This window comes from Bacillus sp. JH7 (assembly GCF_001563515.1).
In the GTDB taxonomy this organism is placed as follows: Bacteria; Bacillota; Bacilli; order Bacillales; family Bacillaceae_G; genus Bacillus_A; species Bacillus_A cereus.
In genome coordinates this window covers 608,807-627,521 of sequence record NZ_LPUS01000001.1, presented here as the reverse complement: position 1 = coordinate 627,521, position 18,715 = coordinate 608,807, and the positions used below count along the sequence as shown (strand labels likewise).

Here is an 18,715-nt window from a genome sequence, read left to right as displayed (position 1 = left end):
CTCCTACCGCATCATAAGTGTAATATTCCCCGCAGCAATAATAATTGTAATACTTAAAAAGAACATAAATGATACGATAGCTAAGCAAGCAAATACGTAAATGATGCTTCTTCCAATAATGTCTAAACATTGAATAATTGCTCCGCCGCCAACCGGTTGTAATACTGCTGCTGCGAATTTATAAATAAATGCAATACAGAAAATTTGAATCGCAGGAAAAGCAACAATTAAGCATAAAATGACGAGCCCAATAATTCCGACTGTGTTTTTCAATAATCCTGATGCGCTAATAACAGTATCTGCCGCTTCCGTAAACATCCTTCCAACTACTGGAATGAAGTTTCCTGTTACAAATTTAGCAGTTTTCACAGCTATACCATCAGCAACGGCTGTCGCTGTTCCTTGTACAGATAATACCCCTAAAAAAATCGTTAAGAAGATACCGATAATCCCAACGCTAACGTTTTGCAGAAGCTTGGACAATTTTGTAACTTTATATTGATCACTCATTGTACTTACAATACTTAATATCGTTGCCAGTAATAAAAGCGGTAGAACGATATAATTCATAAGAAGCCCGCTTGTATTCATTAAGAAAATGATAATCGGATGAAAGAAAGATACAGATACAACCCCGCCACCAGTCGCTATAAGCGCCAATAAAATTGGCAATAGCGCTAATATGAAATCTACCATTGTTTGTATCGTTTCTCTTGCATATGTCATAACGACATAAAAACTATTTAAAGCAAAAATAATAAGTACCATATATACAACAGCATCAGCAATTTTACTTACACTACTTTTTGAAAAAGCGGATTGCAGTGATTGCAACAATGCACTAAAGATTGTGAGCATAATGAGTGTGCCAAGCAGTTTTCCATTAGCTGCAAGCTCATGAAATAAATATTTTAATAACCCTATCATCCACTCTTTTAGAGAGAATTCTTTTTCTCCCTTTACAAACTCCATAAAACTCCCTTTTTGACTCTCTGGCAAATAGCCACCATATTTTGTAACAAGCCCGTCCCAAAATTGCTTCACATCTTCAATTCCGAGCTTATCCAATTGTTGATCAACGACGTTTGTTTCTACAGGAGAAGCTTGTACAACAACCGGTAAAGAAAAGAAAAGGAAGCAAGCAAATAGCAGCTTAGCTCCAAACCTCCTCAACATTCACTCCCCCTTATCCCGTCGGTAAAAATCCGAGAATAGTTTCAATTACAACCGTCAAAATAGGAATTGCCATAACGAGAATTAAGATTTTCCCAGCAAGTTCAATTTTCGAAGCGATGGCACCTTGACCAGCATCTTTTGTAATTTGAGCTCCAAACTCGGCAATATAAGCAATTCCAATAATTTTTAGTAACGTTTCCACGTAGACGTTGCTAACTTTCGCTTCACTCGCTACTCTCTCAATCATTTGTAAAATAGAATGAATTTGATCGATTAAAATAAGAAACATCACGCTACCTACGAACACAATAAATAAAGATGTAATACTAGATTTATGCTGGTTCAAAACAGCAGCTAAAAACGTAGCAACGAGGCCTAATCCGACAATTTGTATAATTTCGATTCGAACCGCCTCCTTTACTGGAAGAGAAAGACACTTTTAATCTTGTCGAATAGCGTATTAATTAAAAATGCAACATGAAATAAAATGACGACAAAACCGACAAGGATAACCCAATTTGCAATATCCTCACGCTTCAATTCTTTTAGTACAGTATGAATGAAAGCTAAAACAATGCCGATTCCGGCGATTTGAAATATTAATCCAACATCAATGGACATCGCCTTTCTCCCCCCTATAGCAGTAAAATTACAATAAGTAGCCCTGCTAGTACCCCTAAGCTCTTAATCATTTTTTCGTATTGCAGTTGTAAAGCTTTCGCTTCCTCTTCTTCTCTCTCCAAATGTGTAATACATAAGCGAATATGTTTTTGTTGTGATTCACGATCATGTTGCCCGAGCGTTTCACCAAATTGCTGCAGTATTTCATACTCGGTTTGTTGAAAAGCCGTCAACTTCCAATTCTCTTTCAAACTATCTATCCAAGCTTCCCTTACTGTTTGTTCTCCACTTTCTAGTTTTTTAGCGAAACTTTGAAATATCCAATTTAATGGCTTTGGCATTTGTTTAACTAATCGCTCGGCAGCCTCAGATAAAGGTGTGTGTCCATACATAATTTCTGCCTCTAATGATTGAAGTGCTGATTTTAATAACCTAAGTTGCCTCGGTCTCTCACTGTATCTTTTAGCATACGAAAACCCGAAAAAGGTGCTGACCGCAACGATTAACACTGCACCAAATATTTTCACCATACGCCCTCAGCCTTTCTATTTGATAACACTGGTTTTCCATATTTATCTTTCACCTGCATAACCGTTCCTGGACCCCTCGCTTTTGACAACTCCACAAACCTATCAAATATACCAAGCTCTAGCACTGCCTTGAGCGATGGACGTCTCACAACATCCTCATAGGAAAATCCGTGTGCGCTTATAAAAAGCTGGACACCTGCATGCACTGCCTCCATAATTGCTTCACTATCTTCTTTACGGCCAATTTCATCTACGATCAAAATATCAGGACTCATAGAACGAATCATCATCATCATTCCTTCTGCCTTTGGACATGCGTCTAACACATCGACTCGGGTACCAAAATCATATTGCGGGATCCCTTTCACACAACCAGCAATTTCTGACCGTTCATCAACGATCCCCACTTTACAGGAAGGAATTTCCGAAGCACTTACCCCTTGACTCATGCAACGTGCTACATCTCTTAAAAGTGTCGTTTTACCCGTTTGGGGAGGGCCAATTACCATCGTGTTTAACCACCTTTTTTCATACAAATATGGCAAAAGCGGTTCAGCAATCCCTATTTTTTGACGAGCAATACGAATATTAAAGGAAGAGACATCACGAATCATTTTCACTGCGCTTTTTTCTGTAATAACTTTTCCTGCTAACCCGATTCTATGCCCCCCGCGAAGCGTCACATACCCACGTTTTAATTCCTCTTCCATCGTATAAATTGAGAATTGACTTAACTTATTCAATAAGTAAATAGCATCCTCTGCAGTAGTGATATAGTCATAAAAAAACACCTTTCCGTGTGCAATACACTCTAGCGGCCTTCCAATTCGAACACGAATTTCCTCTAAAGCATCGTATTGCTTACATTCTTCAATTAAGTACTTCATCGTTTTTGGTAAAACTTCTAATACCTCTTTCATCGGCTTCTCCCCACTATACTCGACTTACTATTTCAGTAATGCGATAAAAATACAGCAAATTCCAAGCGCTAGAAAAAAGAGCTTCAAGAAAGAAATTTCACTTGCTACACTCGCTATCCCAATTGTCATTGTTAAAATTAATACGGTAGGTCCAACAAACGCCAACATACCATTTATAAACAACGCTTTCTTCGCATCATTCACATAAAGCATAAGCAAAGCAGCAAATATCTCCGCACTACCTGAAAATAATCGAAGTGCCCCCATAACAAGCACGGATGTTTCCATTGCCGCTAGCCACTGTTTCATTCTTCCACCTTCTCCCGTAACAGTTACTAACTTCGTATTCTAAAAAAGAATATATTTGTACAACCATATGCAGAGGTTGTCTATTTCAGAAGTAAAAACATAATTTTTCTCTAAATTCCGAATTACAATCTGAATATTCATATTATTTCATGGTATATTATGGTATATTTAGTTTAAAAGAGGTTTAAACCATGCAGCACGTCACTTTATTACCACTAGATTTATGCTATACAAATGTGATTTTCGAGCTATCAAGTGATCCACATATAAAAAATGCATTGGGGATAACGGTAGAAAACATCGAAGACACGAAAACATTTCTTCTTTTCGCAATAGACGAAGAGCGTCAAAAGAAATCCTTATCGAGAATGATTGTGAATGAAGAAAATGAAATAATTGGCCTCACCACACTTAAACATATTAATAATGAGAAAAAGCAATCTCACATTGGTAGTTGGCTCGGCTATCCGTACTGGGGAAAAGGCTATAACGAGGCTGCTAAAAAAGAAATCTTTAAAATCGCCTTTTTAGACTTACAACTTTCCTACGTATTTGCTGGTGCTAAAACGAATAATATCCGCTCTTTAAAAGCACAAGAAAAACTACCTTATATTTCATTGCATGTGGAAAACAAGTTTCCAGACGAACACGCTGCACTAGAGAAAGAAGTAAAGTCACCTTGCTCTCTGCATGTCGTGTCACGTGAAAATTTTTTAAACTGGTTGAAATTACAGAATGAGGGGGAAAAATATGAAGGCATTGAAAGTTAGTTTAACCGTTGTAGTAGAATTAGCTCTTATTTATCTTTTTTCATTATTGGTCGGTTGGTCATTTATAGAGACCTTTTTCCTTGGTAGTTTAGCAATATTTGCAATTATGTGGTTAATTATTATGAGTAACCATAGAAATAACATTACAGATCACGCAATAAGTAAAACATTAACTGGCGTTGAGACTGGCGAAATAAAACCATTTCAAATTGTTTTGACTCCATCTATTATGGGTACTCTTTCACTTGTTTTAGTCAGTTTTATAATAACAGCTATTTACTATCTACCCTATTTCCTATAAAAAAAGCACTCGTGAATTATCACGAGTGCTTTTCTACTATGCACGAGAAACGTATTTACCTTCACCAGTGTTGATGATAAGCATTTCGCCTTCGTTAATGAAGATTGGTACTTGTACAACAAGACCAGTTTCTAATGTAGCTGGTTTTGTTACGTTAGAAGCAGTATCACCTTTAATACCAGGCTCTGTTTCTGTAACTTGTAATTCAACTGTGTTTGGAAGTTCAACACCAAGTACTTCGCCTTGGTAAGTCATGATTGCTACTTCCATGTTTTCTTTTAGGAATTTAAGCTCGCGCTCGATTTGTTTTTCACCAAGTTCGATTTGCTCATAAGTTCCGTTATCCATAAATACGTGAGCCTCACCGCTTGCGTATAAGTATTGCATACGACGGTTTTCGATGTGTGCTTTTTCTACTTTCTCACCTGCACGGAATGTTTTCTCTTGAACAGAACCTGTGCGAAGATTACGTAGTTTAGAACGAACGAATGCAGCACCTTTACCTGGCTTTACGTGTTGGAAATCAAGTACTTGCCAAAGGGCATTGTCCACTGAAATTGTTAAACCTGTACGAAAATCGTTTACTGAAATCATGTAAAAAAATCCTCCTGTGTATTACAAAATAATAAGTTCTTTTGGTGATTTCGTAATTACTTCATTACCTTCACTTGTCACAATGATATCATCTTCAATACGTACGCCGCCAATACCTGGAATATAAATACCTGGTTCTACTGTTACAGCCATACCTGGTTCAAGTACTGTATGAGAACGGAACGCTAAACCTGGTGCTTCATGGATTTCAAGACCTATTCCATGACCAGTAGAGTGTCCAAAGTATTCACCATATCCTTTTTCCGTTATGTAGTCACGCGTTAGCGCATCAGCCTCGCGACCTGTTAAACCAGCTTTAATACCGTTCACACCACGTAGTTGTGCTTCTAAAACGATATTATAAATTTCTTTTAATTTATCAGATGGTTCACCGACTGCAATCGTACGAGTAATATCAGAGCAATATCCTTTGTAATAAGCGCCGAAGTCTAATGTAACGAAATCTCCTGTTTCTATCACTTTTTCAGATGCCACGCCGTGCGGTAATGCCGAACGAAGACCTGAAGCAACGATAATATCAAACGAAGAAGATGTTGCTCCTTGTTTTCTCATGAAAAATTCAAGTTCATTTGACACTTCAATTTCAGATACTCCCGGGCGAATGAATGATAGAATATGCTCAAAGGCAGCATCTGCAATCTGTGCAGCTTCCTTTAATATCTTAATCTCTGAATCAGTCTTTATCAAGCGTAACTTTTCTACAAGTCCAGAAGTCGGGATAAATTCAGCATCAATCGCTTCCTTATGCACTGAATAAGAACTATATGTAAGAGTATCTTGCTCAAAACCAAGCTTTTGAATTCCAAGCTCTTTCACTTGCTTTGCCACTTCATCAATGATCAACCCTGCGTGCTGTACAACCTCATATCCAACCGCTTGTTTACTTGCCTGCTCGACGTAACGGAAATCTGTAATAAATTGAGCACGATCTTTTGAAATAAGAACAACGCCTGCTGTTCCTGTGAAGTTAGCCATATATCTACGACTATGTTCATTTGTTAACAAAATACCGTCAATACCAGCCTCATCAAATGCACTTCGTAATCTTTCAATTTTCTCCATTACTTTATGCCTCCCTCAATTTCTCCATTAATGCAAATAACGCTAACTTATAGCCATAAAAACCAAATCCTACAATTTGACCTGCACAAACAGCTGCCGTCACAGATTCATGACGGAACGATTCACGCTGATGAATGTTAGAAATATGTACTTCAATAACAGGAATCGAAATGCTCGCAATGGCATCACGAATCGCATAGCTATAATGCGTAAATGCTCCCGGATTTAAAATGATCCCTTCATATATATCTTCCGCTTCATGAATAATGTCGATAATGGAACCTTCATGATTCGATTGGAAACATTCTAACTCCACTCCCATTGTTTCTGCTTCTTGCTTCATATCTGCTTCAAGTGTCGTTAGCGTGCCCTTTCCATATACATTTACCTCACGAACACCGAGGCGATTTAGGTTAGGACCGTTTACGAGGAGTAACTTTTTCATATTCTTAAAACTCCTTAATATTAAATATCTATACAATATTTTAACATAGGAGTTACTTATTTGAATAGTTCGTCTTCTCTTACCCTTCTTGTTCTGCTTTATTGCTATTTACTGCGTAAGAAACAGAATATGCTATAAACACACCATACAATATAAAAATACATATTGTCGTCACAATTGTCTCTTTTGGTAAATGGAGCGCACTTTTAATAACAGGAGCCATTAAACCCATCCCCAAAAACAGTAGTGCCCACCAAAATAGCCCATAAATAATTCCCGCTATAATCCCTTCAAACTTTGCAAAAAATGCTTTATACAAAAAGGCAATCAAAATTGAAAGAAGTCCCATACACACTATTCCGAACACATTGCCCCATACACCCTCTTTCCAACTTCCAAACGCAAATGGTAAAAGGAAATAATTCGGGCCCGCCTCCGTGAATGAAAATATATGAAGGAAATACCATACCCCGCCCCAAAAGATTCCACCAAACAAACCAATCTGCACAAAATTCCTTGTTCCTAATTGTTCTTGACTCACATCGACACCTCCGCTCAATAGTATGCCCGAAACTATTTTGAAGCATGTTTAAATCCTGCGAAATTTGTCTATAAAAAGAATAAGAAATGTCCGACTCTCATAACATTTTCCCTTGTCATCTACTTGTATTTGCCGATAAAATAAAGGAAACTCGGTGATTGTCTTATTTCAAAACGACAGAACCCAGTATGACAATTGCCTCTTTTTCTACATAAGAGAGAAACAAATACAGGTTGGTGTTAACATGGCAGAAGAGTCAAAACAAATATATGGCGGGCAAGCGGTCATAGAAGGAGTTATGTTTGGCGGTAGAGAATATACTGTTACAGCGGTTCGTCGTAAAGATAAATCGATTGAATTTTATCGATTACCACGCGTTCGTAATAAAGTACTATCTACCCTAAAAAAAATTCCATTTTTACGAGGGATTGCCGCTATTGTGGATGCAAGTGCGAATGGAGCAAAGCATTTAAACTTCGCTTCAGAACGATTTGACGTCCACCCAGAAGATGATGAACAAATTGCAAATAAAAAAGAAGAACAATCAAAATTAACGATGGTATTAGGAGTTGCAGCTGTTGGCGTTTTATCTTTTATATTCGGTAAAGTCATTTTCACAGCAGTTCCTGCACTATTAGCTGAATTAACAAGACCGATTTTCCCGTCTCATACTGGGCAAATCATTGTCGAAAGTGTCATTAAGCTCATGCTATTATTGAGCTATATATACTTTATTTCTTTAACCCCACTTATTAAGCGGGTATTTCAGTATCACGGTGCAGAGCATAAGGTAATCAATGCTTACGAGAATAACCTTCCTCTGACTGTAGAAAACGTTCAAAAGCAAACTCGTCTCCATTATAGATGTGGCAGTAGCTTTATTATATTTACAGTCATTATTGGAATGTTCGTTTATTTCCTAGTCCCTACAGATCCTCTTTGGGCACGAGTTATAAACCGAATTTTATTAATTCCAGTTGTACTTGGTATTTCTTTTGAAGTATTACAATTTACAAATCGATTACGAGATATTCCCGTATTACGCGTACTTGGATATCCTGGATTATGGCTACAACTATTAACAACGAAAGAACCAACAGATGATCAAGTGGAAGTAGCAATTGCATCGTTTGAAGAATTATTACGTTTAGAGAACAAACAATAATTATTTAAAAATGGTGTTCAACTCCTTTCCTCATCGTTAATATACTAATTTTAATATACGTTTTTAGGAGGTGTCCCTTATGAACGGTCGTTCGTTTACTTTCGCTATATTTGTGCTTATTATCGGATTGGCAATATTCGGCCTTGTTTCATCTGTTATTACAAATCCCATGGGTGTATTAAGAAATATCGGGTACATGTTACTTGTTGTTGGTATCTTTTACTTGCTATACAAGATGTTTACAAATTCCAGTGGTTCTGCAAATTCACAAAGCTCATATAAGCGTGCGGCAAAACAATCGAACCGCAAACATGGGAAACAAAATGTAGCACCCCTAGGCAATTCTTTCTTTAAGTCAAATACTTCTAATGACAAAAGTAAAAAAGGGAATTCTTCCACTTTGAAACGAAAAAGAAAACAGTCTCATTTAACTGTCATTGAAGGCAAAAAAAGCAAAAAGAAAGACCGTGCTTCCTTTTAGGAAATACGGTCTTTTTTTATACTTTGAAGCACTTCTTTTAAACTTTTCTCTCTCATACTTTCAATTCGAAGATGATGATTTTCAAATGGTAAATTCCGTGTCACATCATTAGGTACCACAACGCACGTTAATCCCGCTGCAACTGCTGCTCTCAATCCATTTAATGAATCTTCAAATACAACAGCTTCAGACGGCTTAATTCCTAATTCTTCTATTGCAACTCGATAAAGAGCTGGATCTGGTTTTACCTTCTCAACATCTTCTCTCGTTTTAATTACTTCAAAATATTCTCTAATTTGTAGCTCTTCTAAAAAATGAATAACCCATTCTCTAGAAGAACTAGAAGCTAGTGCGATTTTTAATCCCATTTCTTTCGCTTCTTCTAAATATTCTTTTACCCCGTCACGAGCTTCTGGTATTCTCATTTTCTCTTTATGTAAAGTTGCCACTTTTTCTTTTAATGCACTTTTGTTAAACTTCTCTTTTAATTGATCATTTAAATATGTATAAAGTACCTCATCTGTTGTTCCAATGCATTTCGCAAATTCCTCTAAAGGTAGTTCCCCGCCGTATTCACGAACAGCATCTCTGAAAGAGTGAAACCATATCGTTTCTGTGTCCACAATTAATCCATCAAAATCAAAAATAATTGCTTTCATAATTCTCCCATCCTTTTCGAATTGAAATAAAAAAGGAAACGCCATACGTTCCCCTTAATTACTTTTCTCTTCATTTGCTCTTTGAACACCACGAAGTGTTTCCACTCGGACTGCATCTTGTTCAAAGTATTCCACTAAATCACCAATGCGATCAATTGCTTCCCAACTTAAATGATGTTCAATTCCTTCTACATCATTGTAAATTTTACTTTCATCCACACCGATAATACGCATAAATTGCTCTAGCAAGTCATGACGATATACGAGACGTTCTCCGATTTTTTTACCTTTTGTTGTTAATACAAGCCCTCTATATTTTTCATAAATTAGATATTCATCTTTGTCTAATTTTTGCACCATTTTTGTTACAGAGGATGGATGTACACTAAGCGCTTCAGCAATATCAGATACGCGGGCGTAACCCTTTTCATCAATCAACAAATAAATTTGTTCAATATAATCTTCCATACTAGGGGTAGGCATCGGTTTCCTCCATCCAAGTTCATTTTGCTTATTCCGTACGAAGCAATCAATAAAATGATACACCAGAAAGAATAACGTGACAAGTTGAAAACGAGCCTAAATATATAAAACAAAAAAGAATCTGTATTTGCATGCAGACCCCCCTTAAGTAAAATATTGTATTTCTGCATTAGGAAAAAACTCATTTATATAACCTCTTATCGTTTCTTCCAATACTGCTGCATCATCCTTTTTATATACATATTTTCCGATGGTTTTGGAAAACGATGCTGAATCAATTCAAACGTTAAATTTGGTATCGTCATATCTTTGTCGCTCAAATAGTTTACGGTTCCTTCTTCCCATTCTTCATGCATTTAAATTGGCGCAACTATAAAACCAAGTGGATATTCAAGTGCCTTTCGTTCAAAGTAAACGAGCTTTGGCATAAATGGTCTCATATGCTTTTCGCCCTCTCGTTAGTATGGGGGACATTAAAGTTTTCCACCCCAGTAACTTGCGTTGCAAGTTACTGAATGTTATAATTTGGATACCAGCTACCTTGCAACGCAAGTTACCTGAATAAAAGGTGGTGAAATCATGCACAGCCAAATGTTAAAAGGCGTGCTCGAAGGGTGCATCCTATACATCATTTCACAAGAAGAAGTGTACGGATATGAACTGAGTACAAAATTAAATAAACACGGATTTACATTTGTAAGCGAAGGAAGCATATATCCATTATTGTTACGTATGCAAAAAGAAAAATTGATTGAAGGAACATTAAAAGCTTCCTCACTCGGTCCAAAGCGAAAATATTATCACGTAACCGATAAAGGGCTAGAACAACTTGAAGAATTTAAAAAAAGCTGGGGAATGGTTTCTACTACGGTAAATAACTTATTACAGGGGGAGTGATAGGGATGAATGCACAAGACATGATTGAATTGAATAATAAAAAACGTGAGCTTCTAACTTCCGAAAACGAAATTGCTTATGGTGATATGTTAGTATATCTTCGGTTATCTAATGTACCCGAACATCAAGTGGAAGAACTTTTGTTAGAAATATTAGACCACCTTATCGAAGCACAAGCTGAAAATAAAAATGCTTATGACATTTTCGGAAATGATTTACAATCTTACTGCGATGAACTTATAGCTGCTTTACCCGCCCAAACAAAACTAGAAAAAACTTCTTTAATTGGCTTTGTTATTAGTTTACTCCTTGCTATACAATTTGGAATGGATACCCTTGCTTCTCTTTTCATTTTCCTGTTTGAAAAAGATACCGATATAATAAGTCCACCTTTTAGCATCCCTGGAACTACTTTGTCTATTTCATTAATTGTACTAGGAATACTGCTTATTTTATATTTATTAAAGCGTTATTCTTTTAATAAAAAGATAAATTGGAAAAAACGAATTCTATTCGGGTTCGCTTTTGCTACTCCATTTTGTTCAGCTATATTCGTAAATATTTATTTCAGAAAACAACCTTATTTCATTTACCATCTAACTTTTTGGCAAAACGCCTTAATCGCAATCTTATTTTTTATTTTATATAAACTACTATACAAAAAATCAAATTTTTAACAGCCCTTCAAAAGGCTGTTTTTTCTTCTGTCTAATTTTACAAATTGAAAAATTTCATAAAGAAAATAAGAAAAATGCAAAATAATTAAAGTTAATTGTTGACGTGATGCTTTTATTATCGGTATCATAAATCTTCGTGAGCAATTATTTTTCGTTATACGATTTTTTATTATTACTGAATTTTTGAGAGGAGAAATTAGATGTCAGTTAAGAAGAAAACGCAAGTACGCACCGGCAAAATGGTACGTGAACTAATGTTAGCAGACGAAGATGTAAATGCTTCGCTAATTATGGTATATAGTGAAAACGGTGTAAACGCAGAAATTAAAATCGAGGGCTTAACGCCGAAATGTAACGAAGAATTATTTTTGAGCGGAAACGTGGATTGGAACAAGAGTGTTATTTATAAAATTGTTGATTTCACTGGAAACGCTGAAGTTGGTAAAGTTACATTAACAGCGATGAACAAAAACAATGTTTCTCTAGAAATTGAACGCGTTATGTGGAGTAAAGAAAATAAAGAAGCTGCCGAGCAAGAAGAAACACAGGTAGAAGCAGCACCGAAAAAAGAAGTAGTTGTAGAAGCTCCAAAAGCAATTACGCCTGCTCCTAAGCCTGTTACGCGTGTGGAAACACCTGCTATGGCACCTAAGCCTACTCCGGTACCGACACCGAAGCCAGTAAGCGTAGAAGCAGCTGTAGAACTAGTTACTCCAGCGCCTGTGAAAAAAGCAGTCCCTACTCCAGTTACAAAGCAAGAGACAGCACCGGTTGCTCCTGCAAAACCGAAGCAGCCTGCTTTGACTGAAACAAATTCAAAACTACAAGAAAATTATGTTAAACTCGTGAAAAAGACAATTGAAGTTTGTCAAGATTACGAGCTTGGCATCGACATAGATGATTCTATTGAAAGCTTAAAAGAAGAACTACAAAGCCAAGGTATTAGCGTTACATTTGACAAAGAAATTATGGACGTTGTAAGTCGCCTTCGTTCTTTACAAGATAAAGGAATCAAAGTAGAAAAAGTACTTAATTTACTATAAAAAATAAGAGGTGGCTATCGCCACCTCTTATTTTTTATAATTCCACTCATTACTTTCATACTTTTCTTTCGCTAACGTTTGAACTTCATGTAACTGTTCTTCTGTTAATTCATATGGAACAAGTTCTACATCCAATCCTTTTTCAAAGCCAACTTCAAACGCTTTAATTAACTGTTCTATCGTAAATGTACGGTCTGTTAATTCATTAATTGCTACTGCTTTAGAAGAGAACATACTCTTCATACGTTCCTTCACACGTTCATTTGGGAATAAAAATAGATCATATAGTTCATCTAAATCAATTTCTAGTGGAATTGATCCATGCTGTAAAATAACACCTTTTTGACGTGTTTGAGCACTACCAGCAATTTTTCGTCCTTCCACTACAATTTCATACCAAGATGGTGCATCAAAACATACGCCTGAACGTGGATTTTTTAAATTTTCACGATCTGCTTCTGTTTTTGGAACTGCATAATATGCTTCTAACCCTAATGCCTTAAAACCATCTAATAAACCTTGCGAAATAACACGATACGCTTCTGTAACTGTTTTCGGCATATTCGGATGATCTTCAGACACAATAACACTATACGTTAACTCTTTGTCATGTAGTACACCCCTGCCGCCTGTTTGACGACGAACGAATCCATATTTCTTTTCGTTAACTACATCCATATTAATATCTTTTTCAACACGTTGAAAATACCCAACTGTTAATGTTGGTACTTCCCATTCATAAAAACGAATTGTTGGTGGCATTTTCTTTTCACTTTGCCAATTTAATAAACATTCATCTAACGCCATATTAAATGCCGGTGAACATTGACCAGAGTTAATATAACACCATTTTTCTTTTCCCATCCTGCACCTCATATAACCAATTATTTTTCACATTCTCTAGTCTACCAAATTCGACAAAATTTGTGAAAGAATACGAAATTTCTTCTTATATGCAAATGAATCTGTTGCATAAATACATAAGGGCATTATAATATTGAAAGTAGGATAAGAAAAAAGGGAGCGATAGAATCGTGTCAACAACTTGGATTATTTTATTAGCCGTAATCGTAGCATTTATCGGCTACACTGTATGGATGTACTTCTATCAGAAAAAATTAATTAAAACTCTTACAGAAGAAGAATTTCGCGCTGGCTACCGTAAAGCACAGCTTATCGATATTCGTGAAGCAGACGAATATAACGCAGGGCATATTTTAGGTGCACGTAACATTCCGTTATCACAAATTCGCCTTCGCCATAAAGAACTTCGTCAAGATCAACCTGTTTACTTATATTGCCAAAGCGGATTCCGTACAGGTCGTGCAGCGCAATACTTAAAAAAACAAGGCTACAAAGATTTCTACCAATTACAAGGTGGATTTAAATCTTGGACAGGCAAAATTAAAAAGAAATAATAACATACAAAAAACTAGCTGAATAAATCAGCTAGTTTTTTCATTTCATCTTATTCGCAATGTATAATAAATTCTGCTTGATTACCTTTTCATCGTTCTCTTCTACATTCCGATACAGCAGTTGATATTCAATTCCTTTCTCTTTCCATATAAGCGTAGCAAATTCGTCACCACGTTCATAATCATCTTTATTTTTAAAATAAGCAGACGTTCCATTATTCAGTTTCATTTGTTCTTGAAATCGCTTCTCTTCCACAAGATCCAGAAAACTATAGGGAAAGTTCGCGACATTTAACTCAATATACTCATTTCTACCTGACTCCTTCTGTTTATATTTAATCGTTAAGACAGTGTTCTTTTTCCCAAGCGTTCTTACTTCCCCCTTCACATCACTTGTAATGTCGTACGGTAAAAACGTTGGAACTTTAAACTTCACCGGAAAATATTTTGGAAGTTCCTTTAGCGGAATAGGATCCGTAACACGATCCATAGCTCCTCCTGTTGTTCCCACAAAGTGTTTTTCTTCTTGCATCGTTTGCTGAAACGAACACGAACTAAGCATGAAACTAGAAAACACGAAACAAATGATTCTTTTTTTCAATTTGTTTCCGCCCTTTCATACCGCTCTCTTAACGAACGAAGCGTTGATATTCTCTTCATATTCGCTTTGTCACCAAACTCCACCTTTGAAAACTTTCCACGTTATTCTCACACATTTTGACAACACTTTTTGCAAACAAAAAAGACCCCTATCATTCTTACGCCCAAGTGAAAAGGTTACGCGAATAAAAAGAAGTCTTATTAATACCATAGTTTGTGAAAAGCTTTTCAGGTCAAGATTTTTTCTTTCTTATTATTTTCCCTTTATAATAAGGGAAAGAGGTGATACATATGGCCAATATAAAACAAATTGCTAAAACTGCTGGTGTATCGATATCAACTGTTTCTCGTGTCCTGAATAATCACCCTTACGTAAAAGAAGAAAAGCGTAAGCGTGTTCTAGATGCTGTTGAAGAATTAAACTACGCAAAAAATATAAATGCTGTCCATTTAATAAGAGGGAAAACATATACAATTGGCGTTATGCTTCCTTTCATTAACCTCCCCTACTTCAGTACGATTATTGAAGGAATCGGAAACGAAGCGTTAGCTGCCGGATATCACATTAATTTATGTCAAACGAATTACGATAGCATTGAAGAAATTCGTGTTCTTGAAATGATGAAAATGAAACAATTTGATGGGATGATTATTTGCTCCCGAACGAGCTCTTGGGAACAAATCGAACCTTTTGCAAAATTTGCCCCTATTATTTCATGTGAAAAAATGAAGCATCCCCTCATTTCATCCATCTACGTAGATCATTATGAAGGTTTCCGTCTCGGTACTGCCTATTTACTAAGTAGAGGCCATGAAAAAATCGGAATTTGTTTAGCAAGAAAAACAAGTGTAAATTCCATGGAGCGCGAAAAAGCGTTCGCCGATACACTTCGTAACGAAGGGAAAACGTTGCATCCTGAATGGATTTTCCACCAATGCTATACAATGCAGGACGGAGCACAAATACTCCATCGTATTTTAAATATGAAAAATCGTCCAACTGCTATTTTCACAGCGAACGATCAAGTTGCAGCTGGTTTATTAACAGAGGCTCGAAAACATGGTATTCGAGTACCTGAAGACCTTGCTATCCTTGGATTTGATAATCATGAAATTTCAAAGGCATTAGAAATTTCCACAATTGAACATCCCGGTCTCGCAATGGGCTCACATGCTTTTTCTTTATTCCATAAGCAGATCCAAAGCGAGCAAATTGTCGGCAGTGCAAAAGAACTTTCATTCCATTTAATTGAGCGAGAGACTGTCTAAAAAGAGCGTTACTTATAACGCTCTTTCTCAGCTCTTCACCTATTGACTTTATATTTCCCATCTCATATAATGAACCTAACGAACGGTAGGTAGGGGATGAAAATGACAGCAAACCGCATTAAAGCTGTAGCACTTTCTCATTTCGCACGCTACGGCTATGAAGGAACTTCATTGGCAAATATTGCTCAAGAAGTTGGGATTAAAAAACCATCGATTTACGCACACTTTAAAGGAAAAGAAGAGCTATATTTCATATGCTTAGAATCTGCTCTTCAAAAAGATTTGCAGAGCTTCACAGGCGATATCGAAAGCTTTTCCAATTCGTCCACTGAAGAATTGCTTTTAAAATTATTAAAAGGGTATGCAAAACGATTTGGTGAAAGTGAAGAATCAATGTTTTGGTTACGAACTTCTTATTTTCCGCCTGATGCATTTCGCGAACAAATTATTAATAAAGCAAATGTACACATTGAAAACGTCGGAAAACTTTTATTCCCTGTATTTAAAAGAGCAAGCGAACAAGATGAGCTGCATAACATTGAAGTAAAAGATGCCTTAGAGGCTTTTCTATGCTTACTCGACGGTCTTATGGTTGAACTATTATACGCAGGTTTAAATCGTTTTGAGACACGTTTAGACGCTTCTTGGAAAGTATTTTGGCGCGGACTTTCAAACTGACGGATTGCCCTTTGCAATGCGTCGTTTTTAAGCCCTTTACCTAACGACTGGTAGGAAGGAGAAATGACATATGGCATGGATTTATGTAATCATCGCTGGTATTATTGAAATCTTTTGGGTGATTGGACTAAAAAAAGCAGAGGCACCACTTGAATGGGCTGGTGTTGCTCTATTAATTACAATTAGTTTCGTCTTATTATTTAGAGCTTATAAAGATTTACCTGTCGGCACTGTATACGCAGTCTTTACAGGAATCGGAGCTGGTGGAATCGTTCTTACAGAGATTTTCATTTTCGGAGAACCTTTCTCTATCGTAAAAGTTTTATTAATCGGTTTAATCTTCTTCGGAGTAATTGGTTTAAAACGAGTAACAGAAGAAAAAGAAGCGAAGGAGGCTGCATAAAATGGCTTGGGTATTTTTAATTCTAGCTGGTATTTGTGAAATTATTGGTGTACTCTTTATGAAAGTAGCCACTGAAAAGAAAGGCTGGGCACCAAAAGTTATTTTAATCGCTAACTTCGGCGTAAGCTTCTTCTTCTTATCTCTTGCGATGAACACATTACCGATGGGAACTGCTTACGCAATTTGGACTGGAATCGGAACTGCTGGAAGTGCACTTCTAGGCATTCTCATTTTCCGAGAATCAGCGGATTGGCGTCGTCTTGCTTTCTTAAGCTGCATTTTATGCGGCGCTGTTGGCTTAAAACTATTAAGCTAACGTGAGGTGAATGTCATGTGGAAAGAACAAGGAAAGAAAATATTAGCATGGATCACACTTTGTATCGTCATTCTATTACAAATAAGTTTTCATATAATAGAATCATTGTTTCATAAAGTATTATCCATTCTCACATTCCTTCCTAACATGACACTTGAAATTATATCGATTGTTTGGTCTATTATCGCCTCCATTGCAATCGTCATTATATGGAGTATCGCCAAACTATGGAATAAGTTATTTAAAAAGGACAGTACTTCTGAAAAAGAGTAACTGTCCTTTTTATATTCATTCAGACTTTCTGTAGAAGTTACATGTGATAAGACAAAACAGACCAATTATGGCAATACTTATACCAACCCCTTTATGTAAACTTGGAAATAGTGGTGGTATATTAGAATAAAAATTTGCTAATATGAGACCGATTGAAAATAAAAATACCCCTATTCTATATAACCATTTTCTTTTGTTCATCATTCTCCCCTCCTAAAATTTTTCATACACTCCTTTCTTTTGGACATACTAACTAAAAAAGGAGTGGATAATATGCAAAATTCTATACATAAGCAAATTCTATTTTTATTTTTCCTCTTTCTTATTCTCGTTATCGTTTTCAGCTTTATATTACATACTCCAAAAGATGTACCAAATAGCGTTTCTTTTTATAAACTACTGCTCTCGTATTGTCGTTATTGAAGAAGGTGCCTTTTTTAAGGCACCTTTTAAAATTCTCTTTTTTCATATATTTTTACTGAAACAAAGATAGATATTATGAACATGCATATTGAACTAATGAATAACAAGCTGTTATATAGTTGAATTTGTTCTAGGTTGATTCCAAAGAAAATAGAAGAAACGGCCATAGGTGCTATTAGTATAAAAATCGCAATAAAAATAGTTTTTTTATAGGCCAACCAAAACGATATCGGTAAAACAAAGCTTAAATACACTAAAATAAAGCTAATACTAGCAACCATTGTCGTTTCAATAAATTCAAATAGGTTAACCCCACTCTTCATTCCCATCGTAAAACAACCGACCATTACACTTATAAAAAGAATAATAATTGCTACTATATATTTTGCAAATACAATTTGTTTTCTCAATATTGGTAAACTATTTACTATAACTTCACTCTTATTTTTACTATCTGCTTCAAACGTTTTTACTGTTGCCCCAATTGTAATAATTACTGACATAATTATGAACAGATTTTCCGTATCTGTTAAGGCCATATAAAAGAAAACAGGATACAGTATGTACCAAATTAAAAATTTCCATTGAATAATGAAATCTTTTAAAATTAGTTGCTTGATCATGTATTGCACCTCCTAAT

Annotated in this window: 29 protein-coding genes and 1 pseudogene; 13 read left to right on the top strand and 17 right to left on the bottom strand. The window is 36.0% G+C overall.

Annotation, left to right across the window (positions count from 1 at the left end; genetic code table 11):
- Positions 1 to 3: 3 nt before the first annotated feature.
- Genes spoIIIAE through AU379_RS03385 form a run of 6 tightly spaced genes read right to left on the bottom strand, consistent with a single transcriptional unit; the run spans position 4 to position 3,556 of the window.
- Positions 4 to 1,176, bottom strand: coding sequence for a stage III sporulation protein AE (spoIIIAE, locus tag AU379_RS03410; protein WP_000946110.1), 1,173 nt, complete (start codon positions 1,174 to 1,176; stop codon positions 4 to 6).
- Positions 1,177 to 1,186: 10 nt separating this feature from the next.
- The gene (gene spoIIIAD, locus AU379_RS03405) at positions 1,187 to 1,570 is read right to left on the bottom strand and encodes a stage III sporulation protein AD (RefSeq protein WP_077393170.1); all 384 of its coding nucleotides are present in this window, start codon (positions 1,568 to 1,570) and stop codon (positions 1,187 to 1,189) included.
- Between the two features lie 23 nt (positions 1,571 to 1,593).
- Positions 1,594 to 1,797: a stage III sporulation protein AC gene (gene spoIIIAC, locus AU379_RS03400; protein ID WP_000020914.1), complete on the bottom strand. Its 204-nt coding sequence runs from the start codon at positions 1,795 to 1,797 to the stop codon at positions 1,594 to 1,596.
- A gap of 14 nt (positions 1,798 to 1,811) precedes the next feature.
- Positions 1,812 to 2,327: a stage III sporulation protein SpoIIIAB gene (spoIIIAB, locus tag AU379_RS03395; protein WP_000238702.1), complete on the bottom strand. Its 516-nt coding sequence runs from the start codon at positions 2,325 to 2,327 to the stop codon at positions 1,812 to 1,814.
- Entirely contained in the window at positions 2,321 to 3,247 is a 927-nt protein-coding gene (spoIIIAA, locus tag AU379_RS03390) for a stage III sporulation protein AA (RefSeq protein ID WP_000665905.1), read from the bottom strand. Before spoIIIAA ends, spoIIIAB begins: the two co-directional genes overlap by 7 nt.
- A gap of 27 nt (positions 3,248 to 3,274) precedes the next feature.
- Positions 3,275 to 3,556 (bottom strand): YqhV family protein, encoded by a 282-nt coding sequence (locus AU379_RS03385; protein ID WP_000816050.1) that lies wholly within the window; start codon positions 3,554 to 3,556, stop codon positions 3,275 to 3,277.
- 191 nt (positions 3,557 to 3,747) lie between these two features.
- Here AU379_RS03385 and AU379_RS03380 point away from each other — a divergent pair, with 191 nt between their 5' ends.
- Together AU379_RS03380 and AU379_RS03375 are read left to right on the top strand one after the other, a co-directional pair.
- Entirely contained in the window at positions 3,748 to 4,326 is a 579-nt protein-coding gene (locus AU379_RS03380) for a GNAT family N-acetyltransferase (protein ID WP_001164984.1), read from the top strand.
- Positions 4,307 to 4,627 carry a hypothetical protein gene (locus tag AU379_RS03375; protein WP_000645695.1) on the top strand — a complete coding sequence of 107 codons (321 nt, stop codon included), beginning with the start codon at positions 4,307 to 4,309 and terminating at the stop codon, positions 4,625 to 4,627. The genes AU379_RS03380 and AU379_RS03375 overlap by 20 nt, the downstream gene beginning before the upstream one ends.
- Before the next feature lie 36 nt (positions 4,628 to 4,663).
- On the opposite strand, the gene efp is transcribed toward AU379_RS03375, so the two are convergent.
- From efp to AU379_RS03355, 4 genes are all read right to left on the bottom strand, one after another.
- Positions 4,664 to 5,221, bottom strand: a complete 558-nt coding sequence (efp, locus tag AU379_RS03370; protein WP_000626516.1) for an elongation factor P — start codon at positions 5,219 to 5,221, stop codon at positions 4,664 to 4,666.
- Positions 5,222 to 5,242: 21 nt separating this feature from the next.
- Positions 5,243 to 6,304, bottom strand: a complete 1,062-nt coding sequence (gene pepQ / locus AU379_RS03365; RefSeq protein ID WP_000411041.1) for a Xaa-Pro dipeptidase — start codon at positions 6,302 to 6,304, stop codon at positions 5,243 to 5,245.
- Positions 6,305 to 6,308: 4 nt separating this feature from the next.
- Positions 6,309 to 6,749, bottom strand: coding sequence for a type II 3-dehydroquinate dehydratase (gene aroQ, locus AU379_RS03360; protein WP_061138958.1), 441 nt, complete (start codon positions 6,747 to 6,749; stop codon positions 6,309 to 6,311).
- Positions 6,750 to 6,828: 79 nt separating this feature from the next.
- Positions 6,829 to 7,290, bottom strand: coding sequence for a YqhR family membrane protein (locus AU379_RS03355; RefSeq protein WP_000076893.1), 462 nt, complete (start codon positions 7,288 to 7,290; stop codon positions 6,829 to 6,831).
- Positions 7,291 to 7,534: 244 nt separating this feature from the next.
- Here AU379_RS03355 and AU379_RS03350 point away from each other — a divergent pair, with 244 nt between their 5' ends.
- A complete protein-coding gene (locus AU379_RS03350; RefSeq protein WP_000807121.1) occupies positions 7,535 to 8,455 on the top strand; it encodes a DUF1385 domain-containing protein in 921 nt (306 codons plus the stop codon).
- 79 nt (positions 8,456 to 8,534) lie between these two features.
- Complete coding sequence (locus tag AU379_RS03345) at positions 8,535 to 8,936, top strand: SA1362 family protein (protein WP_001014463.1); 402 nt, start codon at positions 8,535 to 8,537, stop codon at positions 8,934 to 8,936.
- Here the strand turns inward: AU379_RS03345 and AU379_RS03340 are convergent.
- From AU379_RS03340 to AU379_RS30845, 3 genes and pseudogenes are all read right to left on the bottom strand, one after another.
- Complete coding sequence (locus AU379_RS03340; RefSeq protein ID WP_025966333.1) at positions 8,933 to 9,595, bottom strand: HAD family hydrolase; 663 nt, start codon at positions 9,593 to 9,595, stop codon at positions 8,933 to 8,935. The two genes, AU379_RS03345 and AU379_RS03340, sit on opposite strands and share 4 nt — an antisense overlap.
- Positions 9,596 to 9,649: 54 nt before the next feature.
- A complete protein-coding gene (gene mntR / locus AU379_RS03335; RefSeq protein WP_001143083.1) occupies positions 9,650 to 10,078 on the bottom strand; it encodes a transcriptional regulator MntR in 429 nt (142 codons plus the stop codon).
- Positions 10,079 to 10,222: 144 nt separating this feature from the next.
- Positions 10,223 to 10,467, bottom strand: a pseudogene (locus tag AU379_RS30845) (spore photoproduct lyase family protein); the annotation flags it as partial.
- A 190-nt stretch (positions 10,468 to 10,657) separates the two neighbouring features.
- Here AU379_RS30845 and AU379_RS03330 point away from each other — a divergent pair.
- The 3 genes from AU379_RS03330 to AU379_RS03320 all read left to right on the top strand — a co-directional run bounded on the left by AU379_RS03330 (position 10,658) and on the right by AU379_RS03320 (position 12,695).
- Positions 10,658 to 10,975: a PadR family transcriptional regulator gene (locus tag AU379_RS03330; RefSeq protein WP_000556081.1), complete on the top strand. Its 318-nt coding sequence runs from the start codon at positions 10,658 to 10,660 to the stop codon at positions 10,973 to 10,975.
- A gap of 5 nt (positions 10,976 to 10,980) precedes the next feature.
- Positions 10,981 to 11,652: a DUF1129 family protein gene (locus tag AU379_RS03325; RefSeq protein WP_000993589.1), complete on the top strand. Its 672-nt coding sequence runs from the start codon at positions 10,981 to 10,983 to the stop codon at positions 11,650 to 11,652.
- Between the two features lie 200 nt (positions 11,653 to 11,852).
- A complete protein-coding gene (locus tag AU379_RS03320) occupies positions 11,853 to 12,695 on the top strand; it encodes a hypothetical protein (RefSeq protein WP_000111900.1) in 843 nt (280 codons plus the stop codon).
- Positions 12,696 to 12,722: 27 nt separating this feature from the next.
- On the opposite strand, the gene AU379_RS03315 is transcribed toward AU379_RS03320, so the two are convergent.
- Entirely contained in the window at positions 12,723 to 13,559 is an 837-nt protein-coding gene (locus tag AU379_RS03315) for a biotin/lipoate A/B protein ligase family protein (RefSeq protein ID WP_000514081.1), read from the bottom strand.
- Between the two features lie 170 nt (positions 13,560 to 13,729).
- On the opposite strand from AU379_RS03315, the gene AU379_RS03310 reads away from it, so the two are divergent.
- Positions 13,730 to 14,113 carry a rhodanese-like domain-containing protein gene (locus AU379_RS03310; protein ID WP_000108653.1) on the top strand — a complete coding sequence of 128 codons (384 nt, stop codon included), beginning with the start codon at positions 13,730 to 13,732 and terminating at the stop codon, positions 14,111 to 14,113.
- 40 nt (positions 14,114 to 14,153) lie between these two features.
- Here AU379_RS03310 and AU379_RS03305 read toward each other — a convergent pair whose 3' ends face one another.
- Positions 14,154 to 14,690, bottom strand: a complete 537-nt coding sequence (locus AU379_RS03305) for a DNA polymerase III subunit delta (protein ID WP_157462636.1) — start codon at positions 14,688 to 14,690, stop codon at positions 14,154 to 14,156.
- 314 nt (positions 14,691 to 15,004) lie between these two features.
- Here AU379_RS03305 and AU379_RS03300 point away from each other — a divergent pair, with 314 nt between their 5' ends.
- From AU379_RS03300 to AU379_RS03280, 5 genes are all read left to right on the top strand, one after another.
- Positions 15,005 to 15,982 (top strand): LacI family DNA-binding transcriptional regulator, encoded by a 978-nt coding sequence (locus tag AU379_RS03300; protein ID WP_001273982.1) that lies wholly within the window; start codon positions 15,005 to 15,007, stop codon positions 15,980 to 15,982.
- Positions 15,983 to 16,078: 96 nt separating this feature from the next.
- Positions 16,079 to 16,660, top strand: coding sequence for a TetR/AcrR family transcriptional regulator (locus tag AU379_RS03295; protein ID WP_002005730.1), 582 nt, complete (start codon positions 16,079 to 16,081; stop codon positions 16,658 to 16,660).
- Positions 16,661 to 16,730: 70 nt separating this feature from the next.
- Positions 16,731 to 17,063, top strand: a complete 333-nt coding sequence (locus tag AU379_RS03290) for a multidrug efflux SMR transporter (RefSeq protein WP_000312339.1) — start codon at positions 16,731 to 16,733, stop codon at positions 17,061 to 17,063.
- A gap of 1 nt (position 17,064) precedes the next feature.
- The gene (locus AU379_RS03285; protein WP_000312623.1) at positions 17,065 to 17,379 is read left to right on the top strand and encodes a multidrug efflux SMR transporter; all 315 of its coding nucleotides are present in this window, start codon (positions 17,065 to 17,067) and stop codon (positions 17,377 to 17,379) included.
- A gap of 15 nt (positions 17,380 to 17,394) precedes the next feature.
- Positions 17,395 to 17,652 (top strand): DUF3975 family protein, encoded by a 258-nt coding sequence (locus tag AU379_RS03280; RefSeq protein ID WP_000265427.1) that lies wholly within the window; start codon positions 17,395 to 17,397, stop codon positions 17,650 to 17,652.
- Between the two features lie 15 nt (positions 17,653 to 17,667).
- On the opposite strand, the gene AU379_RS03275 is transcribed toward AU379_RS03280, so the two are convergent.
- Positions 17,668 to 17,856, bottom strand: coding sequence for a hypothetical protein (locus AU379_RS03275; RefSeq protein WP_033685729.1), 189 nt, complete (start codon positions 17,854 to 17,856; stop codon positions 17,668 to 17,670).
- Between the two features lie 245 nt (positions 17,857 to 18,101).
- On the bottom strand, positions 18,102 to 18,698 hold the full coding sequence (locus AU379_RS03270; RefSeq protein WP_061138957.1) for an ABC-2 transporter permease: 597 nt from the start codon (positions 18,696 to 18,698) through the stop codon (positions 18,102 to 18,104).
- Between the last annotated feature and the right edge of the window lie 17 nt (positions 18,699 to 18,715).